General features: G+C 46.8%; 27 protein-coding genes. 21 read left to right on the top strand and 6 right to left on the bottom strand.

Going from position 1 to position 23,965, the window contains the following annotated elements; all coding sequences use genetic code 11:
- Position 1: 1 nt before the first annotated feature.
- The 18 genes from AR442_RS13155 to AR442_RS13075 all read left to right on the top strand — a co-directional run bounded on the left by AR442_RS13155 (position 2) and on the right by AR442_RS13075 (position 14,771).
- Positions 2 to 445 (top strand): phage tail tube protein, encoded by a 444-nt coding sequence (locus AR442_RS13155; protein WP_003154837.1) that lies wholly within the window; start codon positions 2 to 4, stop codon positions 443 to 445.
- A gap of 74 nt (positions 446 to 519) precedes the next feature.
- Positions 520 to 966, top strand: coding sequence for a phage tail assembly chaperone (locus AR442_RS13150; protein ID WP_032874591.1), 447 nt, complete (start codon positions 520 to 522; stop codon positions 964 to 966).
- Between the two features lie 41 nt (positions 967 to 1,007).
- Positions 1,008 to 1,160 (top strand): hypothetical protein, encoded by a 153-nt coding sequence (locus AR442_RS20345; protein WP_015239684.1) that lies wholly within the window; start codon positions 1,008 to 1,010, stop codon positions 1,158 to 1,160.
- The gene (locus AR442_RS13145; RefSeq protein WP_053285030.1) at positions 1,148 to 5,950 is read left to right on the top strand and encodes a transglycosylase SLT domain-containing protein; all 4,803 of its coding nucleotides are present in this window, start codon (positions 1,148 to 1,150) and stop codon (positions 5,948 to 5,950) included. Before AR442_RS20345 ends, AR442_RS13145 begins: the two co-directional genes overlap by 13 nt.
- Entirely contained in the window at positions 5,943 to 6,602 is a 660-nt protein-coding gene (locus AR442_RS13140) for a LysM peptidoglycan-binding domain-containing protein (RefSeq protein WP_022553482.1), read from the top strand. The genes AR442_RS13145 and AR442_RS13140 overlap by 8 nt, the downstream gene beginning before the upstream one ends.
- Before the next feature lie 13 nt (positions 6,603 to 6,615).
- Positions 6,616 to 7,593 (top strand): XkdQ/YqbQ family protein, encoded by a 978-nt coding sequence (locus AR442_RS13135; RefSeq protein ID WP_053285029.1) that lies wholly within the window; start codon positions 6,616 to 6,618, stop codon positions 7,591 to 7,593.
- The gene (locus AR442_RS13130) at positions 7,593 to 7,859 is read left to right on the top strand and encodes a DUF2577 family protein (protein WP_021493828.1); all 267 of its coding nucleotides are present in this window, start codon (positions 7,593 to 7,595) and stop codon (positions 7,857 to 7,859) included. The genes AR442_RS13135 and AR442_RS13130 overlap by 1 nt, the downstream gene beginning before the upstream one ends.
- Positions 7,860 to 7,962: 103 nt before the next feature.
- Positions 7,963 to 8,388, top strand: a complete 426-nt coding sequence (locus tag AR442_RS13125) for a DUF2634 domain-containing protein (RefSeq protein ID WP_003154825.1) — start codon at positions 7,963 to 7,965, stop codon at positions 8,386 to 8,388.
- On the top strand, positions 8,381 to 9,427 hold the full coding sequence (locus AR442_RS13120; RefSeq protein ID WP_021493826.1) for a baseplate J/gp47 family protein: 1,047 nt from the start codon (positions 8,381 to 8,383) through the stop codon (positions 9,425 to 9,427). The genes AR442_RS13125 and AR442_RS13120 overlap by 8 nt, the downstream gene beginning before the upstream one ends.
- The gene (locus AR442_RS13115) at positions 9,411 to 9,989 is read left to right on the top strand and encodes a putative phage tail protein (RefSeq protein WP_021493825.1); all 579 of its coding nucleotides are present in this window, start codon (positions 9,411 to 9,413) and stop codon (positions 9,987 to 9,989) included. The genes AR442_RS13120 and AR442_RS13115 overlap by 17 nt, the downstream gene beginning before the upstream one ends.
- A complete protein-coding gene (locus tag AR442_RS13110; RefSeq protein WP_003154822.1) occupies positions 9,986 to 10,258 on the top strand; it encodes a hypothetical protein in 273 nt (90 codons plus the stop codon). Before AR442_RS13115 ends, AR442_RS13110 begins: the two co-directional genes overlap by 4 nt.
- A gap of 2 nt (positions 10,259 to 10,260) precedes the next feature.
- Positions 10,261 to 11,883, top strand: a complete 1,623-nt coding sequence (locus AR442_RS13105; RefSeq protein WP_053285028.1) for a pyocin knob domain-containing protein — start codon at positions 10,261 to 10,263, stop codon at positions 11,881 to 11,883.
- A 12-nt stretch (positions 11,884 to 11,895) separates the two neighbouring features.
- Entirely contained in the window at positions 11,896 to 12,267 is a 372-nt protein-coding gene (locus tag AR442_RS13100) for an XkdW family protein (protein ID WP_017417608.1), read from the top strand.
- A gap of 4 nt (positions 12,268 to 12,271) precedes the next feature.
- Entirely contained in the window at positions 12,272 to 12,469 is a 198-nt protein-coding gene (locus AR442_RS13095; RefSeq protein ID WP_007610833.1) for an XkdX family protein, read from the top strand.
- Between the two features lie 56 nt (positions 12,470 to 12,525).
- Entirely contained in the window at positions 12,526 to 13,287 is a 762-nt protein-coding gene (locus AR442_RS13090) for a hypothetical protein (protein WP_021493822.1), read from the top strand.
- A gap of 51 nt (positions 13,288 to 13,338) precedes the next feature.
- The gene (locus AR442_RS13085; protein WP_021493821.1) at positions 13,339 to 13,602 is read left to right on the top strand and encodes a hemolysin XhlA family protein; all 264 of its coding nucleotides are present in this window, start codon (positions 13,339 to 13,341) and stop codon (positions 13,600 to 13,602) included.
- 13 nt (positions 13,603 to 13,615) lie between these two features.
- Positions 13,616 to 13,879, top strand: coding sequence for a phage holin (locus AR442_RS13080; protein ID WP_021493820.1), 264 nt, complete (start codon positions 13,616 to 13,618; stop codon positions 13,877 to 13,879).
- Positions 13,880 to 13,892: 13 nt separating this feature from the next.
- The gene (locus AR442_RS13075) at positions 13,893 to 14,771 is read left to right on the top strand and encodes an N-acetylmuramoyl-L-alanine amidase (RefSeq protein ID WP_007407257.1); all 879 of its coding nucleotides are present in this window, start codon (positions 13,893 to 13,895) and stop codon (positions 14,769 to 14,771) included.
- Between the two features lie 34 nt (positions 14,772 to 14,805).
- Here the strand turns inward: AR442_RS13075 and AR442_RS20875 are convergent, their stop codons facing one another.
- From AR442_RS20875 to AR442_RS13050, 6 genes are all read right to left on the bottom strand, one after another.
- On the bottom strand, positions 14,806 to 14,931 hold the full coding sequence (locus AR442_RS20875; RefSeq protein ID WP_003154809.1) for a hypothetical protein: 126 nt from the start codon (positions 14,929 to 14,931) through the stop codon (positions 14,806 to 14,808).
- Positions 14,932 to 15,027: 96 nt separating this feature from the next.
- Positions 15,028 to 15,198 (bottom strand): type II toxin-antitoxin system SpoIISB family antitoxin, encoded by a 171-nt coding sequence (locus tag AR442_RS13070; RefSeq protein ID WP_003154807.1) that lies wholly within the window; start codon positions 15,196 to 15,198, stop codon positions 15,028 to 15,030.
- Positions 15,199 to 15,945 (bottom strand): type II toxin-antitoxin system SpoIISA family toxin, encoded by a 747-nt coding sequence (locus AR442_RS13065; RefSeq protein WP_007407256.1) that lies wholly within the window; start codon positions 15,943 to 15,945, stop codon positions 15,199 to 15,201.
- Positions 15,946 to 16,048: 103 nt separating this feature from the next.
- Positions 16,049 to 17,047, bottom strand: a complete 999-nt coding sequence (locus tag AR442_RS13060; protein ID WP_003154805.1) for an inorganic phosphate transporter — start codon at positions 17,045 to 17,047, stop codon at positions 16,049 to 16,051.
- A 12-nt stretch (positions 17,048 to 17,059) separates the two neighbouring features.
- Positions 17,060 to 17,677 (bottom strand): DUF47 domain-containing protein, encoded by a 618-nt coding sequence (locus tag AR442_RS13055; RefSeq protein ID WP_003154804.1) that lies wholly within the window; start codon positions 17,675 to 17,677, stop codon positions 17,060 to 17,062.
- Between the two features lie 285 nt (positions 17,678 to 17,962).
- A complete protein-coding gene (locus AR442_RS13050) occupies positions 17,963 to 19,279 on the bottom strand; it encodes an APC family permease (RefSeq protein WP_007610842.1) in 1,317 nt (438 codons plus the stop codon).
- Positions 19,280 to 19,600: 321 nt separating this feature from the next.
- On the opposite strand from AR442_RS13050, the gene AR442_RS13045 reads away from it, so the two are divergent.
- The 3 genes from AR442_RS13045 (at position 19,601) to AR442_RS13035 (ending at position 23,895) form a co-directional block, all read left to right on the top strand.
- Positions 19,601 to 20,551, top strand: coding sequence for a ring-cleaving dioxygenase (locus AR442_RS13045; RefSeq protein WP_053285027.1), 951 nt, complete (start codon positions 19,601 to 19,603; stop codon positions 20,549 to 20,551).
- Positions 20,552 to 20,734: 183 nt separating this feature from the next.
- Positions 20,735 to 22,912, top strand: a complete 2,178-nt coding sequence (locus AR442_RS13040; protein ID WP_014417530.1) for an ArnT family glycosyltransferase — start codon at positions 20,735 to 20,737, stop codon at positions 22,910 to 22,912.
- A gap of 11 nt (positions 22,913 to 22,923) precedes the next feature.
- The gene (locus tag AR442_RS13035) at positions 22,924 to 23,895 is read left to right on the top strand and encodes a glycosyltransferase family 2 protein (RefSeq protein ID WP_025649641.1); all 972 of its coding nucleotides are present in this window, start codon (positions 22,924 to 22,926) and stop codon (positions 23,893 to 23,895) included.
- Positions 23,896 to 23,965: the final 70 nt, after the last annotated feature.

Here is a 23,965-nt window from a genome sequence, read left to right as displayed (position 1 = left end):
GATGGCATTAAAAGCGCAAAACACGATTTCAGGAAAAGAAGGCCGTTTATTTCTAGACGGAGAAGAGATGGCGCATATTAAAACGTTTGAAGCAAACGTGGAAAAAAACAAATCAGAAGTAAACATCATGGGCCGCCGCATGACGGGACATAAAACAACAGGCGCCAACGGAACGGGCACGGCAACATTCTACAAGGTCACATCCAAATTCGCCGTCCTTATGATGGATTACGTCAAAAAAGGCAGCGACCCGTATTTTACGCTGCAAGCCGTTCTTGATGACAAATCATCGGGCCGCGGAACAGAACGCGTCACTCTGTATGACGTCAACTTTGATTCTGCAAAAATCGCCGGACTGGACGTAGACTCAGAAGCACTCGAAGAAGAAGTGCCGTTTACCTTTGAAGATTTCGATGTGCCGGAAAAGCTTTCTGAAACGTTTTAATTAAGATCGGTATGAGTGAAACAGGCCTTTTTACAGGCCTGTTTTTTATAAAAAAAAGTAAGGGAGTTTTCATCATGAGCGAAAAAAACGAACAAGTATTTGATCTGTCATTCTTTATGCCGGGTAAAACAGTCGAGGCTGAGGAGATTCGGGTTCCGCTTTCAAAGCGTTTTGTCGATAAAAAAGGAAACATCGTGCCTTTTATTTTTAAAGCCATTACGACTGAGCGCATTGACGAACTGGAGAAGGAAAGCACGACATATAAAAATGTGAAAGGCAGAGGCCGCGTAAAAGACTTAGACAGCCAGCGCTTCTATGCGCGGATCGCGGTTGAATCTACGATTTACCCTGATTTCCGGTCTAAGGAGCTCCGCGACGCTTACAAAACGGCAGATCCGGTCGAGGTGGCAAAACGCGTGCTTTCAGTCGGCGGTGAGTATGCAAATTGGCTGAATAAAGCGATTGAGATCAATGGTTTTGAAGATGAATTAGAAGATCTGGAGCAAGAAGCAAAAAACTGATAAAAGATGGGAATAAGGAAGCCGTGTATCTCTATTACGCGATGCATGAGCTTCATTATTCTCCATCAGAACTGAAAGAGTTATATGAAGCACCGAGACATTTTAAGGCGCTGTTGTACGGTTTAATCGGTTACAAGCTGGACATTCTTGAAAAACAAGCGAAGAAAGGGGGAGCGACATCATGGCAAAGCTGACCGCCCGTTTTGAATTGGAAGATCGGGTTTCAAAGAAAATAAGGAAAATCCAAAATGGCTTCAGAGCGCTTGAGAAATACAGGAAAATGACAAAACGTCAAAGTGAAATTGATATACGCAAAGAGAGTAAATCTGTTTTAAGAACAATTGACCGCATCCAGCGCTCTATGAAAAGAAAGCTGGGCGCACAAATGATCTCTATTTCAGCTGAAGACGGAGCCAGTGCCGTCATTCAAAAGGTGCAAACCCAATTAGCGGGTCTGCCTGCGTCTTTAACCGTTAAAATAGGAGCAAAAGACAGCGCGACAGCGGCATTTGAGAGATTGCGGGATCTGGCTGCCGGTTTTAAAGGATTTACCGTTTCACTGTATGCGTCAGACGAAGTGACCCCTGCCATGGAACGCATCAAACGCTATATGCAATCTGCGTTAAAGAACGGGTACTCTGTCACTATACGCGTCATAGATCACGTCATGAAAACAGTCGGCCGAATTTCAGCGGGCATTGATTCGCTGACGGGAAAAAACAATGTCATTCAATTATCGTTAAACGAAAAGGTGACAGCACAGCTGGCTGCAATGCAAAAGAATATGCCGGACGTCGGAAAAGCTTCTGCTTCTGCTGCTCCTGCTTCGCCGAAAAACGATTTTTCAATGCTTGACTCCATTGCAGACACCTTCATGAAAAAAGTCAATGACATCGCATCCAAATTTTATCCGGAAACAATCATAGCGGAACTGGATAAATTCGCTGAAAGCTTTATGAAGAAAGCGGACGAAATCGCAAGCAAATTCAGCCCTGAGACGATATTAGCCGAACTGGACAAGTTCACAACGTCATTCATGGGGAAAGTAGACGAAATCGCGAGCAAATTCAGCCCTGAGACGATATTAGCCGAACTGGATAAGTTCACGACCTCATTCATGGGGAAAGTGGATGAAATCGCAAGCAAATTCAGCCCTGAGACGATATTAGCCGAACTGGATAAGTTCACGACCTCATTCATGGGGAAAGTGGACGAAATCGCGAGCAAATTCAGCCCGGCAACGATATTAACCGAACTGGACAAGTTCACAACGTCATTCATGGGGAAAGTGGACGAAATCGCAAGCAAATTCAGCCCTGCAACGATATTAGCTGAACTGGACAAGTTCACGACCTCATTCATGGGAAAAGTAGACGAAATCGCGAGCAAATTCAGCCCTGCAACGATATTAACCGAACTGGACAAGTTCACGACCTCATTCATGGGGAAAGTGGACGAAATCGCAAGCAAATTCAGTCCGGCAACAATCTTAGCAGAGCTGGACAAATTCGCTGATTCGTTTATGAAAAAGGTAGACGGGGTCGTGAGTAAATTCAGTCCGGAAGCCATATTGAAAGAACTGGATAAATTCACTGATTCATTTATGAAAAAGATAGATGACGTTGTCAGCAAATTCAGTCCGGAGACCATATTGAAAGAGCTGGATCATTTTACTGATTCGTTTATGAAGAAAGTCGACGACGTTGTCGGTAAATTCAGTCCTGATAAGCTAATCGACCGCGCCGAACAATTTGTAAATGACACGATTGACCGAATTTCTGAGAAATTCGATTTTCTCAATCCGGATAAGATTTTGGAAAAAGTGGAGCAGTTTACATCCTCACTGTTCGGAGGCATTGATAAAAAGTTCGGCAAATTCAGTCCTGATGCGATCATCGAAAAAGCCGGGGAATTAATAGAAAAAATATTTTCAGGAATCGCTGAAAAATTAGGCAAACTCAATATCGGCGGATTATTAGGAGGCGGCACGAAAAAAGAAAAGAGTAAGGGCGGCCTTTCTGCCGGCGGCTCCAACGGCCCGAAGCGTCCTGATCTGGCAAAGGGTTCACAGCGCACGGTAACAGCGCCAAAATCTTCAGGAAAGTCAGCCAAAAAAACCGGCGGGGCTTTGGGGGGCTGCTGCTGCTGTACCGGAGTGACGAGGGGCAAAAGCAGTAAAGTCGAAGGGCGGAATAAATCCTCGAAAGGAGGTTCCTCCGTAAAGGAAAGCAAACAGGCATCCGTAAACACGCCGAAAACAAAAGGGGCAGGTAAAGGCATCGGCGCGCTTTTGAAAGGCTTAGGAGATTCAAAAGCGCTAAAAGGCGGTTTGAAAGGGTTAAAAGGTGCCGCTAAAGGAATTCCCGGCATAGGTGAATTGTTATCACTTACTGATTTAGCCGGCATCAATAAAGATAATGCAGGAGAGAAGGTCGGCTCAGCAGGCGGCGGTCTTGCCGGAGCTGCGGCCGGAGCGGCAATCGGCAGCGTTGTTCCCGGAGTGGGCACATTAATCGGCGGCGCGGTAGGCGGCATCGCCGGCAGTTTAGGCGGTTCCAGCTTGGGAGATGCCTTTGATTCAGGGGCTTTGAAAGACACATGGAATGATATTTCCAAAGCGGCGCAAAGTGCTTGGACAACAATACAAGATACTTGGGGAAGCGTTTCATCCTGGTTCATGGAAAATGTATGGACGCCGGTTTCATCAGCTGTCGTCGGAGTGGCGACAAGCATCTGGTCAAATATCGTGAATGCGTGGACAACGATTCAAGGGATTTTCAGCACGGTGTCATCCTGGTTCATGGAAAATGTATGGACGCCGGTTTCATCGGCTGTCGTCGGAGTGGCGACCAGCATCTGGTCAAATATCGTGAATGCGTGGACGACGATTCAAGGTGTCTTCAGCACAGTATCCGGCTGGTTTATGAGCACCGTGTGGACCCCCGTAAAATCGGCTGTCGTCGGAGTGGCGACGTCCATTTGGAGTAAAATCACAGGAGCTTGGGATAAAATTAAATCCGTTTTCAGTACGGTTTCCGGCTGGTTCATGGATACTGTCTGGAATCCGGTGAAAGACATGGTAAAAAATGTCGGTAAAGGAATATCAGATGCTTTCCAGACTGCTTTAGATACGGTAAAGGATATATGGAAAGGGTTAAGCGGCTGGTTTGAGAAACATATAAAAGAACCTCTTGTAAAAGTGGGAACGGCCATATCAGATGCTTTTTCTGCAGCATTCGACTGGGTGAAAAAGATTTGGGATAAAACCGGCGGCAAAATGATTTCAGGCATAATGAACTTTGTCACAGGAGGCGGCGGAGATAAAAAGAAAAAAACGGACAAAAACGCCACGGGCGGCTACATTACAAAGCCGACCATTTCCTGGATCGGTGAAGCCGGTAAAGAATTTGTCATCCCCGTCGACAACAATCGCGGACGCGGAAAGATGCTGCTTTCACAAGCTGCGTCTAAGCTCGGCATGCGTGTTGTCGATGATATGGGCGCGGCTTCGGCTCAGTCTTCTGCTGTGCCGGCGGGAGCGGGCGGTGTTTCTTCTTCTGCATCTGTATCGGCCGCGGCGTCTGTAGAGGCATCCGGACTTGGCGGGACGGCTTCATCACTCGGCAAACAGTTTACTGAAGGCTTTGACAGCGGAATCAGCAAAAAAGCGGTGGATATGGACGGCTGGAAGGAAAAAAACATCGGAACGCCGTTCAATGCCCTCATTTCGTCTTCATCCGGTTACGGAAAGCAAGTCGTTGCGGGCTATGTGAAAGGTCAGAATACTTCGCCGACGGGCACCGATTCATTTTTAAAAACAAAGGTGAAAACACCTTATCAATCGGCGGTTAATCAATCGTCATCATGGGGCGCCGCAACGGTGAAAGGATATTCGGCCGGACAGAATGCAAAAGATACGGGAACGTCGCAATACGTAAGCACACATATCAATAAACCGTTTGTGCAATCAAGAGATTCCGCGAACGGCTGGGGGTCAGGCCTGATCGGACACTTCGTATCAGGGATGACTGCAAAAGGAAGCGAAGTCAAACAGGCTGCCAAAGATATGGCCAAAAAAGTCGAGGACGCATTCAGGGAAGAGCTTGATATTCACTCTCCTTCCCGTGTCATGATGAGTCTCGGACGCTTTGCTTCAGTCGGCGTCGTCAAAGGTCTCGGCTCAGTTGACGTGAAAAAATACGCCGAAAAACAGGCAGGCTCGCTTGCAGCAGCCTTTTCCGGCATGGGTGCAGCGGGAGGAAGCGTCAAAGAGTGGCTTTTGGCCGCAATGAAAGCAACCAATACGCCGATCAGCTGGCTTCCGGGATTAATGACGATCGCACAGCATGAGTCAGGCGGCAACCCTAATTCCATTAATCTATGGGACAGCAACGCCAAAGCCGGACACCCGTCACAGGGGCTTATGCAGACGATTCCGAGCACCTTTGAAGATCACAAAGCGCCGGGCATGAATGATATCAGAAATCCAATTCACAACGCCGCTGCCGCTATCGGCTATATTAAAAGCCGATACGGCTCGATCAGCAATGTCCCCGGGATTAAAAGTATGGCTCATGGAGGCCCTTACGTCGGTTATGCCAATGGGGGTCTGATTACCAAGGAGCAGATCGCCCGTGTCGGGGAAGGGAACAAACGGGAGTGGATCATCCCTGAAGAGCGGGGCATCCGCGGCCGTTATCTGCTGCAAAAAGCGGCTCAAGCGCTCGGCATGGAAGTGTCCGACCCGTCACAGACGGAACCGGCGGCGCTTTCAGCCGGCACGGTTTCCGCAGCCGTTAAAGGCGGCGGACAAACCGTTCAAAAAACGGGAACAAAAGAGATTAAAATCGAATTCAGCGGCGATCAGCATTTCCATAACGGACAGGACGCCGACAGCCTCGCCGCCAAAATCAAACAGGCGCTGATTGATGAACTGCAAAAAGACATGTATACCGGAGCAAAGGGGGCCGTTGCTTTTGACTAAATCTGTTTACGAATTTTGGCTGTCTCAGGGAAAGGACAAGCTCCGGCTTCCCGTTCTCCCTGAAGCGATTGATATCGCAAACAGCGTGCAGAATGATTCCGTGAAAGTCACCGGACTTGGAGAGGTGACGTTTATCGAAGAACCGGGAGCGAAAGAAATTTCGTTCTCTTCTTTTTTTCCGAAACGGTACAGCCCGATTGTTGAATATCAAAGCATCCCTTCGCCGGAAAAAGCCATTTCAGCCATTGAAGCATGGATGAAAGCGAAAAAACCCGTTCAGTTTTTGATTACAGGGACAAAAATCAATGTCACATGCAGCATTGAAAGCTTTAATTACAGCGAAGGTGACAATGAAATCGGCGACCGGAATTTTGATATCGTACTGAAAGAATATAAAACCGCTTCGCCAAGAAAAATCAAACAAAAGAAAAAAACGAAAGCGAAGCGCCCGTCCAAAGCTTCACCCAAAACATATACCGTCAAAAAAGGGGATACGCTTTGGGACATCGCCGGCAAGTTTTACGGAAAACACACGGAGTGGCGGAAAATCTGGAACGCGAATAAAACCGCCATGATTAAGCGCAGCAAACGGAATATCCGGCAGCCGGGGCATTGGATCTTCCCGGGGCAGAAGCTGAAGATACCGCAATGAAACGGGTGAAAAGATGATTGAACTATTTGTCATAAAAGAAACGGAGTGGCTCGAGCTTGTCACAGAAAGCGTCACGCTGGAAGGACACAGATATCAGGCGCCCCGCTCCATCGAAGCGAAGATTGTCGTAAAGCAGGGCAGCCAGACGTATTACGGCGTATCAGAAGGGGACACGGTTTTGTTCAAATGGAACGGAAAAGAGCTGTTCCGCGGCGTTGTTTTTGCAAGAACGCCCGATGAGCATACCGTCGCCTTCACCGCATACGATATGCTTCAATACCTTGTGAAAAACCAGGACGTTTACGTGTTTTCCAACAAGCGCGCCGATCAAATATTAAAAAGGATCGCCAGCGATTTTCAAATTCCCGTCACATCCATTGCCAACACAGGCCATACCATTAAATCACTCGTTTTTAAAAATGATACAAGCCTTTACGATATGATGCTAAAAGCGTTAAAGCAGACAAAAAGCCAGACGGGGCGCAATTATCAGCTCTATTCAGAAAAAGGCAGGCTCGGCTTGCGTGAATGGCCGGAGCCGTCTGACATATGGGTGCTGGAAACAGGAGTTAATATCACAGGGTATCAATACAGCACCTCAATTGATGACACCGCAACCCGTGTCGTCATGCGGCTGCAAAAAGACGATAAAACCGTGAAGGCTTCCGCCTCAGACAGCGCGGGCATGAAAACATTCGGCGTTTTGCAGTATACCGAAACGGTTTCTGACGACATTAATGAAGCCCAGCTGAAACAGCGCGCAAAAGTGAAGCAGGCTGAGAAAAAAGGCGTTAAGAAAGAGCTGAAAAATATACAGGCGATCGGTATTCCCGGGTTGGAAAGCGGATTGCCTGTCTATATTTCAATTCCGGAAATCGGGCTGAAGAAAACCTATTATGTAGATACGGACCGCCATGAATTCCAAGGAACAAAACATACTATGACGATTGACGTCACGGAGAAAAATTCACTTCCGGAGGGGACATCCTGATGAGATTAAGTGATGCCATTAAACATTTAGCCGTCGGAGCGGTTGACGCCGAAGCACCGGTGGAGCTGATGCCGGCCGAAGTGACCTCCATTTCGCCGCTCGAGCTGAAACTGAAAGATCACGACAAACTTTTGATTCCGTCTGATGCACTTATTGTGCCGAAGCGGCTGAGATCCGGAGAAGATGATCAGCTCCAAGCGGGAGATCGGGTGATGACCGCCGCTTTAACAGGAGGACAGTCTTTCTTTGTACTGGACAAAATTTAACCGGCATCCGGACGGAAATGTACCAGAATATCAGCCTATTAAAGCCGCTTCATCATCCGAAGAGGGCTTTTTTACATGATCAAATCTAAAAGGAGCGGGTGCAATGGCCCTGACACCGGAAATCGAATTTGAAGATTTGGAGGATGCGAGTGAGGCCGTTGAGACTTCACAAACCTACCGAATTGATTTTGAAAACAACCGGATTACCAATGAACTGATAAACGGACTGGACGCAATCAGACAATTCGTCTATATCGCTCTTCACACAGAACGGTATTCATATTCGGTTTTCAGCCATGATATCGGAAATGAACTGCAGGAAGTGCTTTCAGATCAGAACACGACGGATGCTTATAAAAAAATGGAGATTCCAAGACTGATAGAAGAAGCCTTGCTGTATGATGACCGTATTTTGGCCGTTACCAATTTTGAGATTGAGAAAAAAGATGATGCCTTCATCGTCTCTTTTACCGTTGAAACTGATGAGGGCATGCTTGAGATAGAGGAGGTGCTGGGTGAGGATGTTTGAAGCTCAGACGTTTGACGACATTATGGACAGAATGCTGGCGCGCGTTACGGCGGATATTGATACGAGAGAAGGCAGCGTCATTTACAATGCGCTCGCGCCTGCGGCCGCTGAGCTCGCAAAGTCTTATATTTGGCTTGATACCGTGCTGGAGCTCGTGTTTTCCGATACGGCTCAGGGAGAATTTCTGGACAGGCGTGCTGCTGAAGCGGGAATTGAACGAACACCTGCTACAAAAGCGGTCAGAGCAGGAGAATTCACAGCGGGCATCACCATTCCGCCAGGCTCCCGTTTCTTCGTTGATAACCTGTATTTTCAATATACGGGGGATGGAACGCTTGAATGTGAAACAGCCGGTGAAGCGGGCAATGCCGGCATTTCAGGGCAGAACCTGCTGCCGCTTGATACGATACCCGGGCTTGAGAAAGCAGTCATGCGCGATATATTAATTCCCGGCCGTGAGGAAGAAGACGACAACAGCTTAAGGGCGCGCTATTTTACCCGTGTCCGCCGGGAGGCAGTCAGCGCAAATAAACAGCATTATAAACAATGGGCCGAAGAGGTTGACGGCGTCGGCAGGGCGAAAATCTTCCCGCTTTGGAACGGAGCCGGAACGGTGAAGGTTGTCATCACAAATGCGAATTTGGAACCGGCATCAGATATTCTGATCAAGAAAGTAAAGGATTATATTGATCCGGACGAAGGACAGGGAGAAGGACAGGCGCCGATCGGAGCGGCAGTAACGGTGGAAAGCGCCGTATGGAAGGAAATCGAAATCTCGGCTTCCGTGCTGCCTGAGCTGAACAGCTCGATCGATGACGTAAAAGCGGAGATTGAAAAAGGCGTCCTGAATTTATTTAAGAAAATGGCCTTCGAAGAAAACACCGTCCGTTTATCACAAATAAACAACATCGTTTATAACTCGGCATCCGTCAGTGACTACGCCGATATCAAAATGAACGGTGCGGCGGAAAACCTCGTGCTCAGTGACGTGGAAATTCCTAAACTCAAAGAGGTGACAATCCTTGAGCAGACTCGATGAGATGACGGCGTACCTCCCGCCGTTTTTAACCCGATTAAAGGAGATGGCACAACTGCTTGAGGCGGAAGTTCCTGAGTTTGAGCGGCAGAATAACGATATTTTCGATTTAACGGATCAGCTCTTTATCACGACGGCGACGTGGGGGCTTGACCGCTGGGAAAAAATATTAAAAATACCGCGGGAATCAGGTGACACGGAGGATATGAGACGGCTCAGGCTGATTTCGAAGATGTCGAATATTCCGCCCATCACACATCAAGCGATCGAGCAGGCGCTAAACCGTTTTTTAAAACATCCGTCAGCTTACGTTCGGATGTTTCCGGGGCAGTATCGTTTTTATGCCGATATCGGGCTTGATGACCTGCAGCACATGAACGAGCTGATTGAAACGCTTGAAAAAATCAAACCCGCTCATTTGGCGTATACACTGAGAGCCGCATTAAACGAAACACTGGAAATCAAAGACCGGGTCATTCTCAACAATCGGAGATACCGAAAAGTCAGTGAACTGAAGGTCGGTTATTCCGTCACACTCAACAATAACGAGGTGGTCTTACCATGATATCAGCCGCTTACAGACAGCGTGCCGCAGCCGATCTGAAAAACAGGATCACAAAAGTGCTGTTAAACGGCAAAGAAACTCCGATTGCGGATATTTCCGTAAAAGATGCCGCAGTCACCGTTCTGACACGCAGGGAAGAAGACGTCAAACACATTGAAACCGTGCAGATGCTTGACGAAACAGGAAGCGTCATCACAGAACGAAAAACAAATTTAGATCTCAGCAATAACAGAACGCTTGATTTAAGATTTACCTTTGAGGTGGTGTAACGATGGCTTACGAAGAAAAAACAGACTGGCTTGCGGACGATCCGATTAACGAAGATGACGTCAACCGCTGGGAAAAAGGCATAAAAGACGCCCACACCGATCTGGCGGCCCATAAAAACGACATGAACAACCCGCACAAAACGACAAAGGCCCAAATCGGCCTCGGAAACGTGGACAACGTCCAGCAGGCAGCAAAAAAAGATTTCGACCGGCACAATCAAGATCTGGACCGGCATGTGACGAAGGAAGAGCGCCAGAAGTGGAATAACGGGCAATTGTCTAAAATGACAAAAGATAATGGATCCGCTTTTATTGATATCTCTGACGGACAGGATTTTCATCAGACCGCTGCCAGCCAAAATAAGACCTTTACTTTCTCAGCAGCTGCAACTGGAGTAAATACCCCGCCTAAACCGTCAGAGGGTATATACCTTTATTCTTCAAAGAATAACGGAGAGGCGGCCGCTTTCTCAGATGACGGGGGATTTTGGAGAAAAACGCTGAAAAACGGCATCTGGACGGAATGGATGCCATTTGAAACAGCTGCCGGAGCACAAGCAAAAGTAAATGAGCATGCCGACAAAACAGATCTTCATGTAACCAAGTCTGACAAAGACAAATGGAATGCAGGGCAGTTATTCAATCTGACTGACAATGACGGGAATGCTAAAACGGTAACGGAAACAAACTTAGACAATATAAAAACGTCCGGTATCTACTATATATCAGTTCAGCATACGGAAAATAAGCCTGCGGAATACGGACAATTAATTGTAATGCAAAGAACCCGCGGAGCATCACCGACTTTTGTCCAAATGTTTATAGACACAGTGACCGCCGGAAATCCCATATACGTCCGAAGTTTCAGCACTAAAGGCGTATGGTCGGAATGGAGCCAAAGAGAAACAGATGCAGGCTCTCAAGCAAAAGTAGACGCTCACGCCAATAAAAAAGACATCCATGTCACACAGGCGGATAAAAATATGTGGAACGGCGCACAGCTTTCGAAAATAACAAACGATAACGGCGGCTATCTTCTTACAATTGGTGATGATGATAACTTTCTTGAAAAAATCGTTACAAACGGCAGGGCGTTCGGCACCTTTTATTCAACAGGCAAAGCGGCAAACAGTCCGAGCAACGCTTCGACCCGCGGCATGTTTCATTTTACCTCTCTTGACAGTGAGGGAAAGGGAACGTTTGGGTATGTCATTGCCGTCGATTATAAAAATAATATGTTCACGAACTATTTGGATTTGAACTTGGGCTGGCAGGGCTGGCGTCGCCTCGTTACTGAACTTGATACTGAGAATGTACCTTGGATAAATGTTCCTTATAAAAATGGCGCTAAATCAGGAGACAGGCCGCTTCAATACCGCAAAGTGGGAAACACCCTTCACCTGAACGGACACGTTCTTACGGACAGAGAAGTGGTATTCGGGAGTGTGCCATCCTCTTGTGCGCCCGCCAAAGGCGTTGTAACGATGGTTGCAGCCAGCGGCACCACCGGTTACAGCAAGTTTATTATTTATTCTAATGGAGATATGAAGCTGACGGGAATTATGGCCAATATAGAAAATAACGTGAACGGCTATTATATTGACCTTGTTTTGGCACTCACGTAAAGGAGCGAGAATATGAAATTAATATTTCCGTATGACAATGACAACATTTATACAGGCACTCCGGTTGAGCTTTATCCGGATTCTGAGACAGGAGATTATTTGATGCCGGCTAACGCTGCGGACTTTCCGCCGGAAATAAACGGCGAAGGCATGTGGCGCCCATTTTTTGATGAAGAGAAACAAGAATGGGTGGAAACGGCTGACGAAGCATATAAAGACAGCTTAAAAAAAGATACGGCTCCCGATTCAAACCAGCTTGCAGGCCTCGGGGGACAGCTGGCGAATGAGAAATTGGCCAGAAAAGCAGCCGAACAAGCGCAGCAGTCACTCGGCAGGCAATTAGCGTCTTTAAAATTAGAATTATTAAACATAAAAGGAGAATGAAAAAATGAAGAGACTTAACTTTTGGGTTTACGCTTTGTTTTATAAGTGGGCCTCAATAGAAATGGTAAAACAGGCTATGGGCTATGATGACTGTTCTGCCGAAGATCTGGCGGAAGGTGTGGCCGCGAAGTATATCACGCCTGAGGAATTTCAAGAAATAACGGGTGAAACATACGAAAACTATAAAAATGCTGTGTCATAAGCCGAACGGCTTTTTTTATTTGTCATTTTTAATAAATCAGAAAAGGAGGACGGCCGATGAAAAAGCATTCATTTGAATTTCCCGCCGATCAACTTGGCAGGCCCGGCGCCGTAAAAGCTTATCGCGGTAACAAAAACGATTATGTCACACCGGTTGCTGATTTGTCCGGAATGGCAGAGCTTCTTACCAATACGCCGTTAGAAGCGATTGAAGTATACAGCCAATTCGGACAAGACCGTTTAGGAGCCGTCTTAATAGACAGAGCACAGGGGTGGGCTTATTCGGACCGCAGCGGAACTCTTTTTATCGAAGAGAGCGAGGATAACAATTCGTGGACGGCTTCACATTCTGTCGCAGTTAAAGGCGGAGTGCTGACCGCTTCGGGGTGGGTCAGTCTGACAAAACGATATTACCGGTTCCGTTTTGAAAATGGAAATCAAAAGCAGTCCGAATTTGTTTTATACCAATCTGTCGGTACGGGCGGTGATCTGGCGTTTTCATATACAGACGTAATTTTTCATGAAAATGCAGCAGAGGCGGGCGAGGGAAGCATCTTCTCAGCGGGCGCTTGGAAAAAACTTCTCGTCGAAATCACCGGCACGGCTGAGTCGGGCCATATCGCGTTTTGGGGGAGATCCATCTCGGGAAAAAATGTGCCGATCAGAGGAATCAGGTCTGAAGACGGAACATCAGCCGCCGGTACATCAGGCACAGACGAAGTGTGGTCATTTGATATTGCCGGCTTTAAGGAAATCGTCATGGAAATCAAAAGAATTTCCGGCGGGAGCCTTTCTGTCAAAGGCACGGCATTTTCGTAAGAATGAAACTTCCGAAGGGAGGTGAGAACAATGTAAGAGGGGGGAGCGGAAGTGCTTCTGGATGAACAAGCGGTGCAAAAAGAATTCGCAGGAATCAAAGGTGAACAAAAGGTGCTTGAACAGCGGGTGGCCGTATTAGAGCGGGTATCCGACCGGCACGATCAGCAAATCATGACGCTGAATGAAAAACTGAATAAAATTGACGAAAACACAACATGGATTAAGCGGACCATTACAGGAGCGATCGTGACAGCAATCTGCACGGGCGTCATTGGCGGAGCCATCGCCATCATGTACAATCTGCTGCAAAAGTAAGGGGGAAACCGATATGAAATTCGCGGACAAAGGCACGGTCGTCAGGACGGTGCTTCTTTTGTTTGCTTTATTGAATCAAACTTTGCTGATGTTCGGCAAATCGCCGCTGAATATTCAGGAGGACCAGGTCAGCCAGCTTGCAGATACGCTGTATGCCGCCGGGTCAGCCGTTTTTACAATCATAACGACTGCCGCCGCCTGGTTTAAAAACAATTACGTTACAGCAAAAGGGAAAAAACAGCAGGCTTTATTAAAAATAAACAATTTATCGAAATAGGAGAGATGAGAATATGGTAAAAATCACACAGGATTTTATCCCGGCAGGAAACAATAACCGCCCAGGCTATGCAATGACACCGATTTACATTACGGTGCACAATACAGCCAATACCGCAGTCGGAGCTAACGCCAAAAGTCACGCAAGCTATGTGAAAAATCCCGATACACCGACAAGCTGGCATTTCACAGTCGATGATACGGAAATTTATCAGCATCTTCCGCTGAACGAAAACGGCTGGCATGCCGGTGACGGAAACGGGGACGGCAACCGTAAATCCATCGGTATTGAAATTTGTGAAAACGCAGACGGCAACTTTTCACAGGCCGTGGCAAACGCCCAATGGCTCATCCGCACATTAATGACGTCGCACGGCATCCCGCTTGCGAATGTCGTTGCGCACAAGCATTGGTCAGGAAAGCTTTGTCCGAGAAGACTGTTGGATACATGGGATGAGTTTAAAGCGGGAATCGGTTCTGGGGAAAGACAGACGTATACCGTCCAAAAAGGAGATACGCTGTCAGCGATCGCGCGGAAATTCGGCGTCAGCGTGGCCGATCTGCAGAAATGGAATAACATCGCTGACCCGAACCTGATTAAAGTCGGACAAGTACTGATCGTCAGCCCGCCGGTTGAAGCACTGTATTCTCTTCCGGACGAGGTGATTCAGCTGACAGAGCCGTACACGTCCGGTGAAAAGGTATACCAGGTGCAAAACGCGCTCGCCGCGCTTTATTTCTATCCTGAAAAAGGAGCTGTCAATAACGGCATTGACGGTATCTACGGCCCGAAAACCGCAGATGCCGTGGCCCGCTTCCAATCTGTAAACGGACTGACGTCTGACGGCGTCTACGGTCCCGCTGTAAAAGCGAAAATTCTGATGCAGCTTTAACAAAAAAGGCTGAGTCCCGTTCACATTGCGGGATTCAGCCTTTTTTCTTTTTTAACCGGTTCAATAGCCCGAGATTCCTCGCCCGCATCCTCAGCGAATAAGCGGAAAGCCCGAAGCGTCCGTAATCCACAAACTTTACGCGCCTGACAATTTTCTTCACATCATCACCTGTCGCATCTCTTTGTTAGTTTTATTATATGAAAGATAAGGAAAAAAGGAATAAGGACAAGAGCCGTGTCTCCTGTCCTTAGTGTAATCAAGCTTTTTTTTGTTTATACTTGTCAATCAGCCGCTCGTTTTCTTTGAAAATTCTGGCGGTATGAGGGCTGACCTGGTAACTTGCGATACTTGTCATTGAACGTTTTTTAAACATTTTGAACGGTTTCGCTCTTTGTTCCGGCTGCCCGTTTTGAAATGCCTGCTCCATTTAACCGTCACCTTCCTCTTCTATTGGCAGCATTAAATCATAAATGCTCGTTAGCGATGTGAAAAGCAAATAATCGAATTCCGTCAACAGGTTTTCCGACGTGAGTTTGATCACGTAATGGCGGTTTTGGACTGTAAACGGAATAAGCACAAGCCTGCCTTTTTGATCATAGTAGACGTCTTTACGGTTAAGACGGGACTGAACGTCTGCCGCATCAGGCATATGCTCCGTCAAGCGGTCCTTATCCGATTGTGCGGAATAGTCGCACAAGGAAGCCGTGACATTCATTTTTTCGGCATAAGCGGCCAGCAGTCTGCTGATGCCTTCCGCATAAGCTTCTGTACTTCCATAATATACATGGATCGGTTCATTTTTCAACAGATATTGATAGGTTTTCAGTTTTTCAAGATAGGAGTGAAGCATTTCGTTATTTTCTTCTAAAATTTCCCGCGTATCCGTCTCTAATTCATTGCCGGCGAGCTTTTTGATATACGCGCTCAAAAAGATAAACGCATCAATAAGGGCAAAGCAGACGGCAACAATCAAATATTGTCTCCATGCGGCAAAGAGTGATTCGGGATCATATGTCCAATAGACCATGGAGCCCAGTACAAATAGTAAATACCACGTTTTACGGATGGCAAACATTTTTTCTTTTACCTTTGCCTCATACCGCCAGGATGCGTACACATATAAAATGAGTGCGGCCGCCATCGTCCACACCATAATCTGAAAAAACAAAAGCATGAGCATCCCTCACAATTTGAAAAATGGTCTGCTATGTTCATTCTATGTTATGACATCATTTTCCTGTCACAAAAAAACCGCTTCTGTAAAGAAGCGGATGTCATCAGAAAAACAGATCTAAGATGAAAAAGGCGATGGCGCCGAGTGTACCTGCAATCGGCAGGGTGATGACCCATGTAATGAGCATCCGTTTAGCCGTTCCCCAGTTTACGCCTTTTACGCGGTGGGAAGCGCCCACACCGAGAATGGAAGACGAAATGACGTGCGTCGTGCTGACAGGGAGATGAATAAACGTGGCCCCGAAAATAATGGCTGCGCCGGTTAAGTCGGCAGATACGCCGTTTACCGGACGGATTTTCATAATTTTCCCGCCGACGGTTTTAATGATTTTCCAGCCGCCGATGGATGTGCCGAGACCCATTGCCAGGGCACAAGAGAGCTGCACCCAAAAAGGAATGGCATCACTTTTATGTAAATTGGCAGTCATAAGCGCCATCGTAATGATACCCATCGCTTTTTGCGCGTCGTTCGTTCCGTGTGTATAGGACTGAATGGCAGCCGTCAAAATCTGCACTCTGCGGAAGCGTTTATTTGTTTTCGCCAGATTGCTGTCTTTAAAAATCAGCTTCACGATCGAATATACGATAAAGCCGAGAACAAAGGCGATGATCGGTGATAAAATAAGTGCTTCGATAATTTTAATGAACCCTTTATAATTAAGCGTCGCAAAACCTGACGCTGCAATGGCCGCTCCGGCGATCGCTCCGATAATCGCATGTGAAGAGCTGCTCGGAATGCCGAAATACCATGTGATCAAGTTCCAGGCGATTGCGGCGAGTAGAGCCGCCAGAATGACAACTGACCCGTTGTCTAATGTATAAGGATTCACAATGTCCTTTGTAATGGTTTTCGCCACACCGGTAAATGTCATCGCTCCGAGAAAGTTCATGATGGCGGCCATGACGATTGCGTGCCGCGGCTTCAGCGCTTTTGTCGAAACTGAGGTGGCGATTGCGTTTGCGGTATCGTGAAATCCGTTAATGAAGTCAAATACCAAAGCGCATATGACAATTAATATCGTTAAAAGTAATAGAGTATCCATTATAACCCCTCGTTACGCGTTTTTCATAATAATGGTTTCAAGGTTATTGGCAACGCTTTGGCAAGAGTCGGCAATTTCCTCAAGCGTTTCGTAAATCTCGCGGTACTGAATCACTTTAATCGGATCGGTTTCTGTGCCGAACAGATTTTTTAATGATTTACGGTGCAGGTTATCACAGCTGTGCTCGTATTCCTTAATTTTAATGGCGTGAGGGTGAATGTCCTTCAATCGGTTTTCTGCAAGCAGCTCAATCGTGATTAAAATTTCCTTCGCGCACTCTCTGATGTATCCGCTGAACTTATCGATATGCTCATCGGAAGAAGTGATCGAGAAAATCTCCATCATTGCTGAAAAATGTTCGATTCCGTCAAGCACGTCATCGAGGCTGTTTGTCAGCTCAAGGATGTCTTCACGTTCAATGGGAGTGATAAAAGCTTTGTTCAGCTCTTTAATCATGACATGAACATGATTATCTCCTTTTGTTTCAAACTCTTTTAACGTATCGGCAAATTCCTTTAAAGTCGTCTGGTTCGTCACTTTAAAGTTGACAAAGTATTCTGCGGTTTCGTCTATGTTTTTTGCGATTTCTGTTAAAAGGAGTGAGAACTTATCTTTTTTTCTTTTTATCATTAAAAACCCTCCATTGTTTGAATGAGACAATGCACACATCAAATTATTATATAGCCTTTTGTCGAAAAAAAACAGATAAAGTCGAAAAAAACGCCTCTTGATTTTTTCGTAAAAACGTGTCTCATCCTGTTTTTCTTATGTTACCCACTTCGCCAAAAAAACGTAACATACTTCGAATTCAGACATCTTGCTTAAAAAGTATAACAAAAGATGTGAATTTGCTGTCAACTTTTGCACGTGATTTTGCCAGAAAAAAAACGGCTCCCGTAAAAGGAACCGTTTTTATCAGTTTTTTCTGCCGTTTTTCAGCCAAAAATAAAGCGGCAGCCCGGCGAGGCCGATCAAGAGGGACAGCGCGCAGCTCAGTGTATCTGTAATGATCGTGCTGATCAGCACAAACAGTGAACCCGCGATGGCCAAAACAGGAATGATCGGATACAAAGGCACGCTGTAGGCGCGCGGTTTTCCGCCGCTTTTTTTTCTGAGGATAAACACGGCGAAAAAGGCCATGACGTAAAAAATATAAATCATGAAAATAGAGATTTCAGACAGCTTATCGGGATTGCTGGCGATCATAAAAATAATGGCCAGCGCGATCTGAAATGACACGGCAATCCACGGGGTGCGGAACGTCGGATGAACCCGCGAAATCTGTCCGGCAAACGGCAGCTGTTTCCGTTCCGCCATCGCAAACGAGACACGCGGAAAAGCGAGAATCTTTCCGTTTAAACAGCCGAAGATGCTGACGATGATTCCGACGCTGATCAATTTTCCTCCGATGTCGCCAAACAGCATTCCGGCAGCGGTGCCGGTCGCATTTTCACCGAGTTTGACGATGTCGGTCGCAGGAAGAATGTGCAGCAGCGCAAAGTTAATGAAAAGATAAATGGCGGTGACGACCAGCAGTCCGCCCGTCATCGCTCTCGGGAGCAGCTTTTCCGGATTTTTCATCTCGCCGCCGAGTGCCGCAAGCAGAATCCAGCCGTCATAAGCAAACAAGGTGGCCAGTATGGCAGCGCCGAAATTCATGTCCGACATGCTGCTTGTAACGGCTGTAAAAATATGCTGATCGCCTTTCCAAAGGCCGAACACGATCATGCAGATAATCGGAATCAATTTGCCGACAGTCGTAATTCCCTGGACGATGCCGCCATATTTCGTTCCGATAATATTAATGATGCTTAAAAACAAAACGGCTGAAATCCCGATCAATTTAGACCAGCCGGAATCCCAATTGAACAAGTGCGCCATCAAAGAGCCGAAATACAAGCCGATTGCTCCGATAATGGCGGGGCCGTAAATGATAATTTGAACCCATCCGCACAAAAAGCCCCAAAATTCGCCGTACACTTCTTCGAGATATGTATAAAGTCCGCCCGTTTTCGGAATCTGAGTGCCGATTTCCGCAACGGTCAATCCGCCTGCAAGCGTCAAAATACCTCCTAACAGCCACGCGATAAGCGCGGTTTTCGCATCACCGGAGTAGGCAAGCACGGCGCCTGGTTTCATAAATACGCCGGAACCGATGATGGTGCCGATAACAAGTGAGAGGGCGATGGTAAGGCCGATCTCTTTTTTAAGTCCGTTCTCTTCAATCTGCATATCCTTTCCCTCCAGATGTAAAATCGTCATGATGAAAAAACTATTTTCCATATTGTAAACCCTAATTGCTGAAACGCGAATAAAATAAATTTTCTGATTTTGTTGTTTTCCCTAAAAGATAAAGGTTTCTGCTTTTGAGAAGGAAAAAATACCGTTTTAAAAGCGAACATTAATGGTTTTTTTATATCAAAGGTTCGTTATTTAGGGAGCGGCAGTCTGCTAACCGTCTGTGAAGCAGATGGGTTGACTTTACGATCCGGATAACATAAATTGTATATATAAATATCTCGAAATCGAGATAATTGACTGGAGGATAACATAATGAAAGTTAATGGAATACACCATGTATCAGCATTTACGGCTGATGCGCAGAAAAATTTAGATTTCTATCGGAACATCCTGGGACTGAAGCTTGTGAAAAAGTCCGTAAACCAAGATGAACCGACGATGTATCATTTGTTTTACGGTGATGAAACAGCCAATCCGGGATCTGAATTGACGTTTTTCGAGATTCCGCGGATTGCGCCGTTTCATGCGGGAACAAACAGTATTTCTTCAATCGGGCTGCGTGTCCCGGATGCACAAGCGCTCCAATATTGGAAAAAACGATTTGAAGAGCATCAGGTCTCTCACAGTGAGATCGTGAAAATAGCGGGCAGGGACACACTCGCTTTTCAGGATCATGAAGGACAGCGGCTTGTGCTGACAGCTGACGAAAAAGGAAAAGACATCGGTGAAGCGGTGAAGCAAAGCGGCATACCGGAAGAATATTCTTTCCGCGGTCTTGGTCCCGTTGAATTGACCGTCCCGTATGCAGAACCGACGCTGCGTGTGTTAACCGATGTGCTGGGCTTCACTGAAATCGGGAAAGAAACGCATGAAGACCGGGGCACGGTTACGGTGCTCGAATCCGGAAACGGAGGCGCGCGTACAGAAGTCCATCTCATTGAAAGAAACGATCTTCCGCGCGAGCGTCCTGGAAAAGGCAGCGTGCACCATGTGGCCTTCCGCGTCCAGAATGAAGAGGAGCTTGCTTTATGGCACCGCATCATTACGAAAGAAGGTTTCAGCAACTCAGGCATTGTAGAGCGTTATTATTTCAAAGCGCTGTACTTCCGGGAGCCGAACGGAATTCTGTTTGAATTGTCAACGGACGGTCCGGGATTTATGGTTGATGAAAAACCTGAAGAGCTGGGCAAAACGGTTGCGCTCCCGCCTTATCTCGAACACCGCCGTTCTGAAATAGAAGCGCGGCTGAAACCGATTCAGTAAATCAGAAATCATGACAGATGCCTCCCGGCTTGACGGGGGCATCTTTTTTTTTCTTTTTTACCCGTTTTGTCATTCTTTTTACCTATTTGTAAACGGCAAAATAATTGTCTTTGTTTATTAATAAATTTTTCACATTTGGTTGTTACACTTGTTCAAAGTTAAACAAAAGGAGTGAAAACACAGGTGAAAATGAAAAAACGCGAGATAGACGCAGTCTTAATTCTCATTTTACTCGCTTCCGCATTCTTGAATATGTACAACATCTGGAATGACGATACGGTGAATCCTTATTACACCGCAGCGGTAACGAGTATGCTTCAAAGCTTTCATAATTTCTTTTACGCTTCATTTGACGCAGCCGGGTTTATCACGGTAGATAAACCTCCTGTTACATACCAGATTCAAACGATCAGCGCGCTGATATTCGGTATGCACGGGTGGAGCGTCATCCTGCCTCAGGCATTGGCGGGTGTAGGTTCAGTTCTATTCATGTACTTATTAATAAAGCCGACGTTCGGAAAAACGGCGGCGCGCATCGCCTCATTTGTCATGGCGTGTACACCGATCGCAGTAGCGGTCGCGCGGACGAACAATGTCGATGCTTTACTGGTCTTTTTCCTCTTGTTCGCTACATGGCTTCTCTTTAAAGCAATCAGAAAAGGCAGACTGATTTGGCTTTTGGCGGCATTTTTTGTCGTCGGAGCAGGCTTTAACACAAAAATGCTTCAGGCTTATATGATTTTGCCGGCCTTCTTGCTGTTCTATATGATTGCGGCAAACACCACGATTAAGAAAAAAATCATTTCATTGGTAAGCGCGTTAGCCGTTTTAGCAGCCGTTTCATTGTCATGGCCGCTCATTGTTGACAATATTCCTGCCAGCAAAAGGCCATATGTCGGAAGCAGCCAGACAAACTCCGTATTGGAATTGGCCTTCGGATATAACGGGATTCAGCGGCTGACAGGGCAAAGTTCCGGCGGCGGCCAGGGCGGGCCGGACGGAAACGCATCGAAAGAGATGTCTTCTTCCGGCGGTTCTTCACAAATGCAAAAACCGCCTGGCCAGTCTTCAAGCAGCAGTTCAGCAAGCGGAGACAAATCACAAAACGGCAGTATGACGGCACCTCCATCTAACGGGAAAATGCCAAGCGGCGGCGAAATGCCAAGCGGCGGTCAAGGAGGCCCTCCAAGCGGCGGAGATGGCGGCGGAGGCGGTCCCGGCGGCGGAGGAAAAAGCGGTACAGGCACCGGCTCGAAAATGCAATCAGGTTCAGGAATGTTCGGTACGGGAACCCCTGGTCCGCTGCGCCTTTTCCAAACGGAATTATCTGATCAGATCAGCTGGCTCCTGCCGTTTGCGATTTTTGGAATGGCCGGTTTATTGATCGCCGGGGCGAGAGAAAGAAGACGATTATCAGCAGAACAGAAGGAAACGATCTTTTGGGCAGCGTGGCTTGTGCCGATTGCCGGATTCTTCAGTGTCGCAGAATTTTTCCACCATTATTATCTCATTATGCTGGCGCCTCCGATCGCGGCACTTGTCGGTGCGGGATGGGTCGCCCTCGTTCATCTGTACCGCAAGCAGGCGGGATGGAAAACTTGGCTATTGCCGGCCGCTATTCTTGTGACAACCGGATTTGAGCTGTTTATCCTCAGAAACTACAATGATCAAATCGGCGCAGGCTGGAGCATCGGAGTAGGCGTTATCGGCGCAGTGGCTGCCATCGCTCTGTTCGTATTCAAACAGCGCCAAAAACCGCTCAGTTACTATGTTTCACTTGCAGCCCTTCTCGTCTTGATGGTCATGCCGATTTATTGGGCGAGCACACCGCTTCTGTACGGAGGCAACAGCTCATTGCCTGAAACAGGCCCTCAGCTCGCTTCAACAAGCGGAAAAGGCATGGGAATGGATAACGCATCTGTCAATACAAAACTGATCAACTATTTAGAGAAACACAACGCCGGAGCGGACTATCTATTTGCAACAACCGATTCCAACACTGCGGCGCCTTACATTATTAAAACGAAAAAAGCGGTCATGGCGATCGGCGGATACAGCGGGTCTGACCCGGCCATTACGCTGGCCCAATTTAAAAAGCTCGTAAAAGAAGGGAAAGTAAAATACTTCTTAGCATCCGGAATGGGCAAAGGCGGAAATAACGATATTGTGCAGTGGGTTGAGAAAAACGGAAAGAAAGTATCTTCAGATAAATGGCAATCAAACACAGATCAGAAAACGAAAAATAGTGATGCAGCTGATAAAAAAAGCAGCAAGGCCTCAGGTAAAAACAGCCGAATGAGCGGCGGGCCGGGCGGAATGAACCAATCAGCTTCACTATACGAACTTCAATCTGATGAATAGGAGGAAAAAACATGAGCAGACATATTCAATATTCAATAGTCGTCCCGGTTTATAACGAGGAACTCGTCATTCAGACAACCTATCAGCGTCTGAAAGAAGTGATGGATCAAACAAAAGAGCATTATGAATTGATCTTTGTCAATGATGGAAGCAAAGACCGCAGTATTGAGATTTTAAGAGAGCAAAGTCTGATTGATCCGAGAGTGAAAATTATAGATTTTTCCAGAAACTTCGGACATCAGATCGCGATCACAGCGGGTATGGATTATGCAGAGGGGAATGCAATCGTCGTCATTGACGCCGATTTGCAGGACCCTCCTGAATTAATCCTTGATATGATTGAGCAGTGGAAAGAAGGCTACGATGTGGTGTACGCCGTCAGAACGAAACGAAAGGGAGAAACCTTTTTCAAGAAACAGACGGCCTCTATGTTTTACCGGCTGCTGCGGAACGTGACTGATATTGATATTCCGCTCGACACCGGAGATTTCCGCCTGCTGGACAGAAAAGTCTGTGATGAGATGAAAAAATTAAAAGAAAAAAATCCTTTTGTCAGAGGGCTCGTCAGCTGGGTTGGCTTTAAGCAGACTGCTGTAGAATATGAACGAGATGAGCGGCTTGCGGGGGAAACGAAATACCCGCTTAAAAAAATGCTGAAGCTTTCCATGGACGGGATCACAACGTTCTCTCATAAACCGCTCAAGGCGGCAAGTTATGCGGGAATGATCATGTCCGGAGCGGGTTTTCTCTATATGTTTATCGTTTTATACATGAAGCTGTTTACGAACAGCACCATTACGGGCTGGTCCTCTCTGATTGTGATACAGCTGTTATTCAGCGGCATCGTTCTATTAATGCTCGGAATGATCGGCGAATATATCGGAAGGATTTATGACGAAGCAAAAGATCGTCCGCTCTATATCGTGCAAAAAGCGTACGGCATTAAAAATGAAAAGATTTATCGGGACCAGCATATGTCTTAACCGAAGCACCCTGTCCGGCCAGCGGACAGGGTGCTTTTATGTGAAATAAAAGCCGCGGGATACAGAATGT

The organism is Bacillus velezensis (genome assembly GCF_001461825.1).
Lineage (GTDB): Bacteria > Bacillota > Bacilli > Bacillales > Bacillaceae > Bacillus > Bacillus velezensis.
Note: the sequence above shows the minus strand (reverse complement) of the source record. Positions and strands in the feature narration are given on the sequence as shown.